Source organism: Sphingobium sp. IP1, assembly GCF_002708645.1.
GTDB classification, from domain to species: Bacteria; Pseudomonadota; Alphaproteobacteria; order Sphingomonadales; family Sphingomonadaceae; genus Sphingobium; species Sphingobium yanoikuyae.
The window spans coordinates 1-14221 of the sequence record NZ_NOIW01000028.1 but is presented as its reverse complement, the minus strand read 5'-3'; the positions used below and the strand labels follow the sequence as shown (position 1 = coordinate 14221).

Here is a 14221-nt window from a genome sequence, read left to right as displayed (position 1 = left end):
GAATCCCCTCTCTTCTGTGTGCCGAGAGGATAGACGGTCAGCCGATGCTTTGCAATTGCACTATTAAAGATGCAATTTGCACCTATGCGCCGCAGGTTTCCCGTACGATGAGATCGGCGGTCAGTTGTTCGGACATCGCTTGTCCACCATCGAGAAGGCCAAGCAATTTGCCGACGAGGACGCGCCCGGCCTTGATCGGGTCCTGCCGGATCGTCGTCAGCGCAGGGTGCGTATGCGCGGCAAGCTCGATGTCGTCGTACCCGACTAGGGCCACATCGGTGGGAACAGACAGACCGCGGCGCATCAGCGCTCGCATGGCTCCGAGTGCCACCAGGTCACTGGCGCAAACAAGCGCGTCGAAGGCCGCACCCTGGTCGAGCAGGCCGTCCACTGCTTCCACGGCCGAGTCGGGCTCGAGCCAGCAGGAGCGATGCAGGGCGGGGTCCACTTCAAGCCCTGCTTCGTCAAGCGCTGCAAGATATCCCTCGTGGCGCTGTTGAAGCTCAAGCGTGTCGAGATGGCCAAGAAAGCCGATCTTCCGCCTTCCCAATCTAACGAGATGGCTGGTCGCGCGCTGGCCACCTTTCCGATTATCGCTGCCTACCGCGCAATAAGCCTGATTGGGAACGGCCGCTCCCCACACTACAAACTTCCGCCCCGTCTCGGCCAGCTTGTTAAAACTTTCATGGAGCGGGCTCTGACCGAGGAATATGATACCGTCGTGGGGAAATTCCTGTGCGAAGCGCGTCAGAGCCCGGCTGTCATCAGGAACCAGATGACTGATCGAGAGATCGAGCCTGCGCGGCAGCAAGGCTGAGACGATCCCGCCGACAAGACCCAGACTGAATGTGTCGATCACAGGACGCGTGCGATGGTGGGAGGGCGCGAGGACCACGGTGATGGTCGGCGCACCTGTCCCCCGGCTCAGCCTGGAACGGCGCGCGGGAACGTCATAGTCGCTGCTTTCAGCCAGTTCCTGGATGCGTCGGCGCGTCTCGCTGTTTACCGCACCACCGCCATTGAGGGCACGTGAGACCGTAGACACCGAGACGCCTGCCTGTCGGGCCAAATCCTCCAGGCGGAGCGTTCTGCGGGGTGCGTCAGTCATTTTCACCTCAACCAAAAGACAATCGATATCGTTAGAAGCAACAGCGCCACAGCCCACAGGGACACATCGAGGCGAGGCCTTTCCCAGACGAACCAACCCACCCCTTGCCTGTCTCTGCCAGATCCTGCAATTGCAGAGCGATCGGCCATGAGCACGCTGCCGATGATGAGGGCAGCGCTGGAGACCAGGAGCAGGAGCGCGGCGGCGTGAAGGAAATGGAAGTCCCAAACCCCTGCAACCGCTGCTCCAAAAAGGCACAGTCCGACGAGATTTCCCGCGATGAGCGCGGCGATTGCACCACGTGATGACGCACCTCGCCACATCAAGCCTACCAGGAACAGCGCTACGACGGGCGGAGTGACATAGGCCAGCACCGCTTGAAGATATTGCCACAGGGAGGGAAAGCGAGCGATCTGCGGCGCCCAGAATACAGAGAAGATCATGCTCGCGAGCGTTCCTGCTCTTCCCCATCGCACCAACATGACCTCATCTGTCGTGGACTTCACCACGCGAACCACATCCATCGCGAGCAAGGTACCGGTGGTGATGTAGGCAGTCGATAACTGGGCGAGGAGCGCCCCGGCGAAGGCGGCAAGCACAAAGCCCAGCAGCCCCGTCGGGAGCAGTTCAAACATCATGGCGGGATAGGCGCCATCGGGCCGCTCAAGTTCAGGGAAGAGGAGAATGGCGGCAATTCCCGGCAACACAATGACTGGAAGGATCAGCAGCTTGAGAACGCCGGCGAACAGCGCGCCGAGTTGGGCGTCGCGCAAGGAGCGTGCCGCGAGCATGCGCTGGACCATCGACTGGTTCGTGCACCAGAAATAGAAGCTGAGGACAGGAGCGCCCAGAAGCAGTCCCGTCCATGGCATGGCGGGATCACTTGCCGGTCGGATTAGGGACAGCTTGTGTGGGTCGGCAGTCTCAAGCACATGAGCGAGGCCGCCAGCACGATCAAAGACGATCAAGGATACCATGCAGGCAGCCGCGAGCACCGCAATTGCCTGCACGCTCTGGGTGTACATCACGGATTTCAGGCCGCCCGATACCGCATACCCGCCGGCAAGGATCGCCAGGATCGCTACGGCGGATTGCACTGAGACCGCCGGAACCGCGCGGCACAGTACCAGCGCCCCGCCGTATAGGCCCGCCGCATCAAGGAGCATGCCCAGCAGCAGGCTCATTGCGGCAAACCAAAGTCGGGTGGGGCGACCGAAGCGCCGTTCCAGAAACTCGGGCACGGTGAAGACGCGCGCGCGTATGATGGTGGGAAGGAATGCAATTGCAAAAAGGATGAGTACCAGACTGGCTACCCATTCATAGTTGAAGACGGAGATGCCCAGCCCGTAGGCCGAGCCTGTAATCCCGATCAACGCGGTGGGCGAAATGGTGGACGCCAGCAGCGCAAGCCCGATGATCGGCCACGTGACACCGTGGGACGCCAGAAAATAGGATTCAGCCCCTGATTGGCGCCTTGAGACAAGAAGGCCGAAGGTTACCAGGCCGGCCAGGTAAGCGACAATGACGCCAATATCCGCCGCGTTCATTCCTGCCATTCGCATCATCCTCCGCCAAATTCCGCTTCGCCGAGCGGCCCCGTCCCACCATGCACGAAACCGGCGGAATGGCAGCTGCAATCTTTTTTCAGCAAAATCTATGCAATTGCATTGCAAGCCGGCTCTGCCGGCGCTAAGCCTGATTCGTCAAGCGCAGAACCCGATCAACGGGCGCGATTCAAACGGAGGGGATTTCATGACTTATACCCGCACTCTCGCTTTCCTTCTGTCGAGCTGCGCCATCGCCCCGGCAGCGCTCGCCCAAACCACCAGTTCACAAAGCCCGCAGGGCGTGTCCGAGGCCTCGCCGCCAAGCGAAGATGCTGTGGATGATATCATTGTAACGGGCATCCGCCGGAGTCTTTCCACCGCCAATGACGTAAAGCGCGACGCGCCTTACATCGTCGATGCCATCGCGGCGGAGGATCTGGGCAAGTTTCCCGACCAGAATGTTGCCGAGTCGCTGCAACGCATTACGGGCGTAGCCATCACTCGAACCGTCGGCGGCGAAGGCCAGTCCGTATCGGTGCGCGGCCTTGGACCGCAGTTCAATGTCACCACCGTCAACGGCCGCGTCCTTGCGACGTCGAACGGCGGACGCGACTTCAGCTTCGATGTCCTCCCATCCGAGGTGATCTCCGGCGCCCAGGTCTACAAGACCACGATGGCCTCCCTGGAAGAGGGCAGCATCGGCGGCACTGTCAATATGTCGACCGCCCGCCCGCTGGCCCGTCCAGGCTTCCATGCAGCCGTTTCCGCAGGCGGCCTGTATGACGAAATTTCCAAGAGCCTGACGCCCCAGGCTTCCGGCTTCATCAGCCAGACTTTCGCTGATGATACCATCGGGGTTCTGATCGGCGGCGCCTATACGAAGCGCAACATCCGCTCCGACTTTTCTTCGTCCATTTCCCGGGGCCAGGTCGATTTCGACGCAAACGGCGACGGCGCTATTGCCGGGGACGGCTCGGAGAGATTTGCATTTCCGAATATCACCGCCTTCGGCATTCGACAGACCAAGCGCGAGCGTATCGGCGCGACAGGCGCGCTACAGTGGAAGCCGGACGACAGCCTCGAGATGACGCTCGATGGTCTCTATTCTTATTACAGCACGCCGGAGACGACCTACCAGCAAAACAACAATTTCACCACCAACCTGGGTAGCCTTCACAATGTCGGCATCACCAATGGCGCGATCACGTCGTTCGACATTGACAACGTTGCCTATGAGGTTGCGACTAACCCCGCCTTCCGAAAAGTAAAAACCTGGCAGGCCGGCTACAATATCAAGTGGCGCCCGACCGATCGGCTGAGCCTGACGGGCGATGCCGCCTATTCGCAGGCCTCGTCGGATCAGGGCGGTAAGAACCGCTTTTATGTCGCCGGCATTCCGGGCGCCAATATCCGCTACGAAGCCGGTTCGAAAATCCCGACCACGATCATCACCCTCCCATCGCTCACGCCGGGCGGGCCGCGACGCGACGCATCGGAGTTCACTCCCGGCGAGGTCAGCCCCTCCTTCGCGCAGGTCAATGGTTCCGACATCTCGGACAAGGTCTTCCAGGCTCGTCTCGACGGCGAGTGGAAGTTCGATGGTGGGGTCCTGTCCTCACTCACGTTCGGCGCGGAATATGTCAGCCGGATCAAGGATAACCGTGCCTTCGACACGGCCAATGCATGCGCCTTCTGCGGCTTTCCCTTCAGCTTCGGTCAGACCGGCGTGGACGTGCTCAATTCCTTCCCCGGTGGCAGCTTCATGGGGGGCAAGGCAGGCGATTTCCCGCATGTCTGGCCCGCGGTTGACGTAGACAAGTTCCTGGCGGCAGTGCAGGCTGCCGAGGGTCGTCTCGTCAACCCGTCTACGGGCCAGGTCTATCCGGTCGGCTACACTGCCGACCAGCTACGCGCCGTCTTCCTGCCGCGCAATTCGAGCAAGATCGACGAGAAGAGTTATGCGGGCTATGTCCAGGCGAACTTCGAGACGGGTGCACTGTCGGGCAATGTGGGCGTGCGCGTCATTCACACCGAGCTGACCTCTTCTGGCGCCACGCAGGAACTCCTGTCGCTGACGCCGATCCCCAATACCTCCAACTTCAATGCCGTCTTCAGCGACGTGCTTCCGGTCAGCGAGACGGGCAAGTACACCAAGGCGCTGCCGTCCCTCAACCTGACCTATAAGCTCGAAGAGAATCTGCTGTTACGCGCCGCGGCTTCGAAATCGATCGCACGGCCCAACATCAATCAACTCGGCGTCAACGTGAATTACGAGGTGAACAGCACCCCGCCATCGTTGACAGAGGCCGGCAACGCCGCGCTGAAACCGATCCGCTCGACCAACCTCGATGCGTCGATCGAATATTATCCTACCCGTTCCAGCATCCTGTCGCTCGGCGTCTTCTACAAGGACATCAAGGGCTTTGTCTCGCCCGTGACCGTCACGGAGACAATCGCAGGTTACGCCATGCAGGTGACGCGCCCCGTCAATGGCGACGATGCCTATATTCTTGGCGTGGAGGGCAATGTCTCATACCTCTTCGACAACGGTCTCGGCTTCCAGCTCAATGGAACGCTCAACAAGAGCAAGGCGGATTACAGCTCGACGCTGGCTGGACGTGTCACGACCCTCGAAGGCTTGTCCAAATATTCTTTCAATGCCGTCGCCCTCTATGAGAAACACGGCATCTCTGCCCGTCTTGCCTATAGCTACCGCCGTAAATATGTATCCGCTTCGATCGGGCAGGCATCTGATCCTGAATATACCGACGGTCAGGGCTTTCTCGATGGCAGCATCAGCTATGACCTCACGCCCAATTACACGGTCTATGTGCAGGGCCAGAACCTGCTCAAGGAAGATGTGTTTACCTATTCCGTCGATAAGTATCGCCCGATCTATTATGAGCGGATCGCGCGCCGGGTAGAGTTCGGCGTGCGCGCACGGTTCTGACGGCGTGATCCAGACAATGGCTCCCGCTTCGACATATCCGATCCGGCGCAAGCGCCTCGCCCGCTTGCAGCTCTCGCTTTCCTGTCTTCTCGTGGCGGGCGTGTCTGCGTACACGCCCGCCACCGCGGCGCCGGCACCTGAAGATCAGGTGCCGCGCGCCGCGCACAGCCTTCGCCTTACCCTCCATACCGATGGCATGGACGTCCGGGTCAAAGGCGGCGTGATGAGGCTCACCGCCCTGACCGATGCGATCGTGCGCGTGCGTATCGCCCGTGATGGCGCGTTTCCCGAAGACGCGAGCTGGGCCGCGCTTCCCGCGATGCGAGCCAAGAGTGTCGTTGTAACGCCGTTACAGGATGGCTTCGCCACAAAGTCACTCCGAGTACGGTTCGCCGGCGATCGGCTGATCATCGAGGATTTGGCCGGTAAGCCGATCCTGGCCGATGCAGCCGCCCCAATCGCGCTGGACGGCACGGCCTACGCGCTGCGCAAGGAGATGCCGCAGGCCGAGCATTATTTCGCGCTCGGCGACAAAACCGGGGGCCTCGACCGGCGCGGCAAAAGCTTCGTGAACTGGAACACGGATGCCTTCGGCTTCACCGACAGCACGGACCCTATCTACAAGTCGATTCCCTTCTTCGTGGGCGTGGGTGGTGAGGGCGGCAGCTACGGCCTCTTCATGGACAATAGCTGGCGCAGCTGGTTCGACTTCGGGCACAAGGAAGAGAATATTCTCTCCTTCGGCGCGTCGGACGGGCCAATCGATTATTATGTGATCCATGGCCCAACCACTGCCGATGTCGTTCGCCGCTATACCGATCTGACGGGCAAGCCTGCGCTCCCCCCGCGCTGGGCGCTTGGGTATCAGCAATCTCGCTACAGCTACATGTCGGCGGAGGAACTGCGCACCATTGCGGACCGGCTGCGGTCGGACCGGATCCCGACCGACGTCCTATGGCTCGACATCGATTTCCAGGATCGCAACCGCCCGTTCACGATCAATTCGCAGACATTTCCCCGCTTCAAGGAGCTCGTCGGCGATCTCGGCAAGGACGGGTTCAAGGTTGTCACGATCACGGATCTGCACATCGCGGAGGCGCCTGGCGAAAGCTACGCGCCTTATGACAGCGGCATGGGCGAGGATCGTTTCGTGCGAAGGGCCGATGGCTCGGTCTATGTGGCGCCGGTCTGGCCCGGCCCCTCCCTGTTTCCCGATTTCACGCAAGCGGACACGCGCGCCTGGTGGGGGAAGCTATTTGCTCCCCAGGTCGCGGACGGTGTGGCGGGGTCGTGGAACGACATGAACGAACCGGCGATCTTTAACACACCTACCAAGACCATGCCCGAGGACGTCCGGCATCGCATAGCGGGGAGCGGCTTTGCCGATCGGATCGCTTCCCATGCCGAGATCCACAATGTCTACGGAATGGAGAACAGCCGCGCCACCTATGAGGGCTTGCGCGCGCTCGCGCCCGATAAGCGAGCCTTCGTGATGACCCGCGCGAGCTATGCCGGCGGGCAGCGTTACGCCGTCACGTGGACCGGCGATAATCGCGCGACCTGGGATCATCTCAAGCTCTCGGTGCATCAGATCATCAATCTGGGGCTTTCCGGTTTCGCTTATAGCGGTGCCGACGTGAGCGGATTTACGGGTGGGCCCAGCCCCGAGCTGCTGACGCGCTGGTTCGAAATCGGCGCCTTCTATCCAATCTTCCGCGACCATAGCGCCAAGGACACGCCGCGCGTAGAGCCCTGGGTCGATGGTCCCGAACATCTGGCGATCCGGCGCCGCTTCGTCGAGGAACGCTACAAGCTCCTTCCTTATTTCTACGCGCTTGCCGATCAGAATGCGCGCAGTGGCGACCCGCTCCTGCGGCCGGTATTCTATGACTATCCAACAGCGCTCAACATGTCGTGCGACCAGTCGTTCGCCTTTACGCTCGGCCGCTCGCTCCTTGTGGCTCCCCCGCCCAGTCCGGAATCACCGCAGGATTATGATGTCTGCCTTCCGGCCGGCGGATGGTTCGATTATTGGACCGGTCTTCCGGCGGGTAAGCGCCAGGAGGCTCTGTCTGGCCAGATCCAGTCGGCCACGCAGGCCACAGGCGTCAGGGTCGAGGCCGGCGATATCGTCAGGGAAACGCCGCGACTGGACCATCTTCCGGTCTTCGTTCGCAGTGGAACGATCCTTCCGCGCCAGCCAATCGTTCAAAATACATCGCAGGTTCCGCAAGGCGCGCTCCAGCTCGATGTGTATCCGGGCGACGACTGCCGCGGAGAACTCTATGCCGATGACGGCGAGAGCATGGCTTACGAGCGCGGTGCCTATCTGCGTCAGACGCTGCGTTGCCAGAGCCACAACGGGGATCTGCGTCTCGAACTCGGCGAGCGGGAGGGCAGCTACAAGCCTTGGTGGCGCGACATCCATGTCACCATCCATGGCTGGCAGAACGAGAGCCGCATCGTGCTCGGCCGCAAGTCTCTCAAGGGTCGTACCGACGTCGGCCTCCAAACGCTGACATTCAGCATGCCTGACAATGGCCGTAGCGCGCAGGTTCTGATCGGACCCGCGAGATGATGCACGAGTGACGCGGCGCCAAGCTAAGCGGAGCGCGTCGAGTAACAAGCGGGGAGATACGAGTTCATGCTGGCCACCACTATGTCGGATCGTGCGCCGGACGCCGAAGTCGCCCCTGGCGGCTATGACGCGCCGGACCTGCGTGTCTTCGTTTTCGCCCTGTTCTTCGTCTTCGGCGGTATCACCAGCTTGAATGACGTTATCATTCCGAAGCTGAAGGATCTGTTCACGCTCGGTTACGCCCAGGCATTGCTCGTCCAATCCGCTTTTTTCGCCGCCTACGCCATCGTCTCCTTCCCTGCCTCCGCGATCGTCCGGCGCCTGGGCTATATGCGCTCGGCGGCGCTGGGCCTCCTGACCATGATGGCCGGCTGCCTTCTCTTTATTCCGGCGTCCGCCTCGGCAACATTCTCCGTCTTTCTGATCGCGCTGTTCGTGCTGGCGGCAGGCGTCACGATGGTCCAGGTCGTCGCAAACCCGCTCATCTCACTGCTCGGCCCTGCACATTCGAGCGCCAGTCGACTGACCTTTGCCCAGGCTTTCAACTCGCTCGGGACGACAATCTTCCCGTATGTGGGCTCCATCATCATCCTGGGCAGCCTTGCCAGCGTCGATGCATCGGCCCTGACCGGCGCAGCGCTTGGGGCATACCGTGCGGCTGAAACCAAGGTGATCGTCTACACCTATTTGGGCCTCGCCGCGGCGCTGGCTGTCGTAGCCTTCTTCGTCTGGATACGCCGCAACCGGCTCGCTGAGACCCCGCCGGAAAGCGTACGCCCTTCCCATGCGCTCGGCCTTCTCAAGCACAGGCGCTTCGGTTTCGGCGCATGCTGCATCTTCCTCTACGTCGGCGCCGAGGTCTCGATCGGCTCGTTCATCGTCAACTATCTGATGCAACCGGGCGTCATGGGTCTCGCTGAGCAGGACGCCGGAAAGCATGTTCCGCTTTATTGGGGCGGCGCGATGGTCGGTCGCTTCATCGGCTCAGCGTTGTTGCGCCTGATTTCACCGGCCAAGGTGCTTGCCGCTGCGGCCACCGGAGCGGTCGCGCTGCTCCTCATCTCCGGCAATAGCGTGGGTCCTGCCTCGGGATGGGCGCTGCTCGCGATCGGCCTGATGAATGCGATCATGTTCCCGACAATCTTCAGTCTCGCCTGCGAAGGCCTGGGCAAGCGAGCACCCGAAGGATCAGGCATCATTTGCATGGCGATTGTGGGGGGAGCTATCATTCCACCGCTCACTGGCCACATGGCCGATCTTGTTGGCCTCCATGCGGCTCTGACGGTACCTGCCCTGTGCTATGTCCTGATCGGGTTTTATGGCGCTCTTGCGCGCTACCTGCCTGGTTTTCGCGGATGAACATTCCGATGGCTTCTTTCCGAACAGCCAGGACGCCGGTCGAGCGTCCGGCTGCCGCTCGCGCCGCCAAACTGCTCCTGTTCGGGGCAACCGGCGATCTGTCGCAGCGCATGCTGCTGCCATCGCTCTATGGTCTCGATGCGGATGAGCTCCTCGCCGATGGCTTTAGAATTCTCGCCACTGGCCGTGAGCCGATGGACGTCTCTGCCTTCCGCGCGAAGACAGAGGCGGCCTTGCAGCACTTCGTAGAGGCCGCGCGTATGGAGTCGGCGGCGCTCGCCCGCTTTCTCGCGCGTCTGGACTACGTGGCTGTGGACATCGCGCGAGACGAGGACTTTTCCGTTCTGGCGGACGCCGCGCGTTTTGCGCAGGATCAGCCGAGCGCCGTCTTCCTCTCGACGGCGCCCTCCCTGTTCGCGTCGGCGGTCGAAGGCCTCGGGCGTGCCGGACTTGCAGGAAAGCAGGCCCGCCTCGCGCTGGAAAAGCCGCTTGGCTCCGATCTTGAATCGAGCCGGAAGATCAACGACATTGTCGCTGCCCGGTTTCCCGAAGATCGCACCTTCAGGATCGATCATTATCTGGGCAAGGAGACGGTTCAGAACCTGATCGCGCTTCGCTTCGCGAACGCCTTGTTCGAACCCCTGTGGAACGCACAGGGAATCGAGCATGTGCAGATCACGGTCGCCGAGACGGTAGGGCTGGAAGGGCGCGTCGATTATTTCGATGGGGCCGGATCCCTGCGGGATATGGTCCAGAACCACATGCTGCAGTTGCTCGCACTTGTGGCGATGGAGCCGCCGCAATCGTTCGGGGCGACTGCCATACGCGATGAGAAGGTGAAGGTACTGCAGTCCCTGCGGCCGATCGGTGGTCCAGGGATCCGAGCGCAATGTGTGACGGGACAATATGGTCCGGGGGCGATCGCCGGTCACGCAGTACCTGGATATACCGGAGAACTGGATCGTGCATCCGGCACCGAGACCTTTGTTGCTCTCAAGGCCCATATTGACAACTGGCGGTGGAAGGGGGTTCCGTTCTATCTCCGGACGGGCAAGCGGCTGCCGGTGCGCAAATCCGAGATCGTGATCCAGTTCAAGCCGGTACCCCACTCCATCTTTGCGGACGCAGTGCCGCTCCAGGCCAACAAGCTCGTCATCCGACTACAACCCGAGGAGACGATCCGGCTGCTGGTCATGGCCAGGGAGCCTGGTCTCGATCGCGACGGGTTCGGCTTGCGCGAGGTGCCGCTCGACCTCAGCGCGAGCGCGTTTGGGCAGACGAAGCGGCGGATTGCCTATGAACGGCTGTTGCTGGACCTGATCGATGGGCAGTCGACCCTCTTTGTGCGCAATGACGAAGTCGAGGCGCAGTGGGAATGGATTGACGGGATCCGCGCTGCACTCGCCGAAAATGACATGGTCCCCGGCGACTATACGGCGGGCTCCTGGGGTCCGTCCGCTGCCATAGCGCTTGCCGAGCGTGACGGCGCTTCCTGGCACGATTGAAAGCTGCAATGACGAACCTCCATTCCACCGTCGCTGCGGTTACGGCCCGCATTTCCCAACGGTCGCGGGCATCGCGTCGGGCCTATCTCGACCTGATCGCCCGCCAGCAGGACGGGGGCACCAATCGCCGTCGTCTCGCATGCGGTAACCTTGCGCATGGCTTCGCCGCGTCCGGCGAGGACAAACCCATCATCCGAGCAGCAACGGCGATGAATATGGGTATCGTCACGGCCTATAACGACATGCTCTCGGCTCACCAGCCTTACGCACGCTACCCCGAGCGTATCAAGATCGCCGCGCGCCAGGTCGGCGCGACGGCGCAGGTCGCCGGCGGCGTCCCCGCAATGTGCGACGGCGTGACCCAAGGCCTGCCCGGCATGGAACTCTCGCTATTCTCGCGTGACACCATCGCGCTCTCGACAGCCGTCGCGCTCAGCCACGGCATGTTCGAGGGCGCGCTTCTCCTGGGCATTTGCGATAAGATCGTGCCGGGCCTGCTGATCGGCGCGCTGAGCTTCGGGCATCTGCCGACGATCCTGGTCCCGGCGGGTCCGATGCCCTCAGGACTCCCCAACAAGGAAAAGCAGCGCATCCGCCAACTCTACGCCGTGGGCAAGGTCGGGCGCGAGGAACTGCTGGAAAGCGAAAGCGCATCCTATCACGGGGCGGGCACCTGTACTTTTTATGGCACGGCCAACTCCAATCAAATGATGATGGAGGTGATGGGCCTTCATATGCCGGGTGCAGCCTTTATCAACCCGGGCACGCGGCTGCGCGACGCGCTGACTATGGCAGCGACTCATCGGCTCGCCAATATCGGCTGGGACGGCGACGATTATCGACCGCTCGGTCGCTGCGTGGACGAGAAGGCGATCGTCAACGCCATCGTCGGCCTGCTGGCGACGGGCGGCTCGACCAATCACGTCATCCATCTTCCCGCCATCGCGCGCGCGGCGGGCATTGTGATCGACTGGGAAGATATCGACCGGCTGTCCGCCGTGACCCCGCTAATCGCCCGGGTCTATCCCAACGGCGAGGGTGATGTGAACCATTTCCAGGCGGCGGGCGGCATGGCCTTTGTAATCCATGCACTGCTCGACAGCGGCCATCTCCATCGCGACATCCTGACTGTGGCCGGGGATGATCTGGGCGACTATGCCCGGGAACCGCAGCTAGAGGCCGATGAGGTGGTCTGGCACGATGGCATACATCGATCGCTGGACGAGACGATGCTGAGGCCGCCGGCTCATCCCTTTCAAGCCGACGGGGGCATGCGTCTGGTGCAGGGCAATCTCGGCCGGGCCACTTTCAAAACATCGGCCGTCGCCCCCGAGCGCTGGAACATTGAGGCTCCCGCGCGCTTATTCTCCCACCAGGACGAGGTGCTGGCTGCGTTCCGCGCCGGTGAACTCGAACGCGATGTCGTTGTCGTGGTCCGCTTCCAGGGCCCACGCGCCAATGGCATGCCCGAACTGCACAAGCTCACGCCGGCGCTTGGTGTCCTGCAGGACCGCGGCTTCAAGGTGGCTCTCGTGACTGATGGACGCATGTCGGGCGCGTCGGGCAAGGTGCCGGCCGCGATCCATCTGTCACCTGAAGCGCTCGCCGACGGGCCCATCGCGAAATTACGGGACGGCGACATCATTCGGCTTTCGGCCACAGATGGTGTGCTCAATGCCCTGGTGGATCCCGTCGAATGGGCGAGGCGCACAGCCATTCCCGCCCCGCCTTCCGGGCAGGATACGGGCCGCGGTCTTTTCGCCTTTATGCGTCATGGCGCGTCCCATGCCGAGGAAGGCGCTTCAGCGATGCTTGCTCAACTGGAGGTCTGAAGATGAACATTGTTGTGGCGGACATCGGCGGTACCCATGCACGCTTTGCGCAGGCCTCGCTCGATCAAGGCGTACCGACGCTAGGACCGGTGCGCAAGTACAAGGTTGCAAGCCACCCCAGTCTCGAAGCCTGCTGGGCCGCCTTTGCGGCCGACGAACCGACGCCCCTACCCTCACACGCTTCGATCGCCTTTGCGACGGCGATCGGGGGCGAGACGGTCAAGCTCACCAATAGCAGCTGGATCATCCATCGCAGTACTCTGGCGGACGAACTTGGGCTTGAACACGTTCGCCTCGTCAATGATTTCGAAGCCGTTGCCCATGCCGTGACAAAACTCCCCCCTTCAGGTTTCGAGACAATTTTCGGACCCGACGTTCCGCTTCCCCGAAACGGTTCGGTGACGGTACTCGGACCGGGGACCGGCCTGGGCGTCGGGCTGATTGCCTTCGAGGAGGGCGAGCCGCGTGTCGTTGCAACCGAGGGCGGGCATCTCGATTTCGCACCCCTCGACGCGCTGGAAGGGAGGATCGTCGACTACCTGCGAGACAAGTTCCTTCGAGTCTCGAGCGAGCGGATCGTGTCGGGTCCGGGCCTCAACAATCTCTACAAGGCCATGGCGACACTGGGGCACGAGCGCGTGATGCTTATGGAGGACGCCGAGCTCTGGCAGGCCGCGATCGAAAGTAGCGATCCGTTCGCCGCCACCGTCCTCGAACGCTTCTGTCTTTGCTATGGCTCGGTCGCAGGCGATCTCGCGCTCGCCCACGGACCGCGTCACGTCGTGCTCGCCGGTGGCCTGACCCAGAGGATGCGCAGCATCTTGAAGACAAGCGGGTTCCACGACCGCTTTGTCGCGAAGGGCCGCTTTGAGAACCTGATGCGATCAATACCGATACAGATCGCGCAACATGAGGAAATCGGCTTGTTCGGAGCGGCTGCAGCCTACCGGAAAGAATTGCAATTCGCATGACCGTGGACGACGCCCAAATCATTGTTGTCCATAATCAGTCGTTCGAACAGCACTGACGATTCCTCGGCGCGCGTGATCTGCCCCCCCGCTGAGTGGCCCAGAGACTATGAGAGTCTGGACCACGAAAGGGACATTGAATGCCGATCAAGAAGCACAAGCCGGAAGAGATCATCGGTAAGCTGCGTGAAGTTGAGATTGTGCTGGCGCAGGGAGCCTCGACCGCTGAGGCGTGCCGTCGGATCGCGGTCAGCGAGCAGACCTATTATCTCTATGGACGGCTCTCCCTTTGCAAGCGGCATTGAAACGTTCTGCGTGGATCAGTTGCAAACATCTATCCGGCGTCAGCTGGTTGTCCAGAGCGCCCAAATGGG

General features: G+C 61.7%; 8 protein-coding genes and 1 pseudogene. 7 read left to right on the top strand and 2 right to left on the bottom strand.

Annotation, left to right across the window (positions count from 1 at the left end; translation table 11 throughout):
* Nucleotides 1-82: 82 nt before the first annotated feature.
* Together CG471_RS12035 and CG471_RS12030 are read right to left on the bottom strand one after the other, a co-directional pair.
* Entirely contained in the window at nucleotides 83-1108 is a 1026-nt protein-coding gene (locus CG471_RS12035) for a LacI family DNA-binding transcriptional regulator (protein WP_099232045.1), read from the bottom strand.
* Between the two features lie 2 nt (nucleotides 1109-1110).
* A complete protein-coding gene (locus CG471_RS12030) occupies nucleotides 1111-2664 on the bottom strand; it encodes an SLC5 family protein (RefSeq protein ID WP_180275690.1) in 1554 nt (517 codons plus the stop codon).
* 196 nt (nucleotides 2665-2860) lie between these two features.
* Between CG471_RS12030 and CG471_RS12025 the strand changes: the two genes are divergently transcribed.
* The 7 genes and pseudogenes from CG471_RS12025 to CG471_RS11995 form a co-directional block, all read left to right on the top strand.
* Nucleotides 2861-5605: a TonB-dependent receptor gene (locus CG471_RS12025; RefSeq protein ID WP_180275689.1), complete on the top strand. Its 2745-nt coding sequence runs from the start codon at nucleotides 2861-2863 to the stop codon at nucleotides 5603-5605.
* A 223-nt stretch (nucleotides 5606-5828) separates the two neighbouring features.
* Nucleotides 5829-8183 carry a TIM-barrel domain-containing protein gene (locus CG471_RS12020; RefSeq protein WP_257211514.1) on the top strand — a complete coding sequence of 785 codons (2355 nt, stop codon included), beginning with the start codon at nucleotides 5829-5831 and terminating at the stop codon, nucleotides 8181-8183.
* Between the two features lie 66 nt (nucleotides 8184-8249).
* The gene (locus CG471_RS12015; protein WP_099232021.1) at nucleotides 8250-9542 is read left to right on the top strand and encodes a sugar MFS transporter; all 1293 of its coding nucleotides are present in this window, start codon (nucleotides 8250-8252) and stop codon (nucleotides 9540-9542) included.
* An 8-nt stretch (nucleotides 9543-9550) separates the two neighbouring features.
* Nucleotides 9551-11047, top strand: a complete 1497-nt coding sequence (zwf, locus tag CG471_RS12010; RefSeq protein WP_099232020.1) for a glucose-6-phosphate dehydrogenase — start codon at nucleotides 9551-9553, stop codon at nucleotides 11045-11047.
* Nucleotides 11048-11055: 8 nt separating this feature from the next.
* Nucleotides 11056-12879, top strand: coding sequence for a phosphogluconate dehydratase (edd, locus tag CG471_RS12005; protein ID WP_099232019.1), 1824 nt, complete (start codon nucleotides 11056-11058; stop codon nucleotides 12877-12879).
* Nucleotides 12880-12881: 2 nt separating this feature from the next.
* On the top strand, nucleotides 12882-13850 hold the full coding sequence (gene glk, locus CG471_RS12000) for a glucokinase (RefSeq protein ID WP_099232018.1): 969 nt from the start codon (nucleotides 12882-12884) through the stop codon (nucleotides 13848-13850).
* A 137-nt stretch (nucleotides 13851-13987) separates the two neighbouring features.
* A pseudogene (locus CG471_RS11995) lies at nucleotides 13988-14116 on the top strand (IS3 family transposase); the annotation flags it as partial.
* Between the last annotated feature and the right edge of the window lie 105 nt (nucleotides 14117-14221).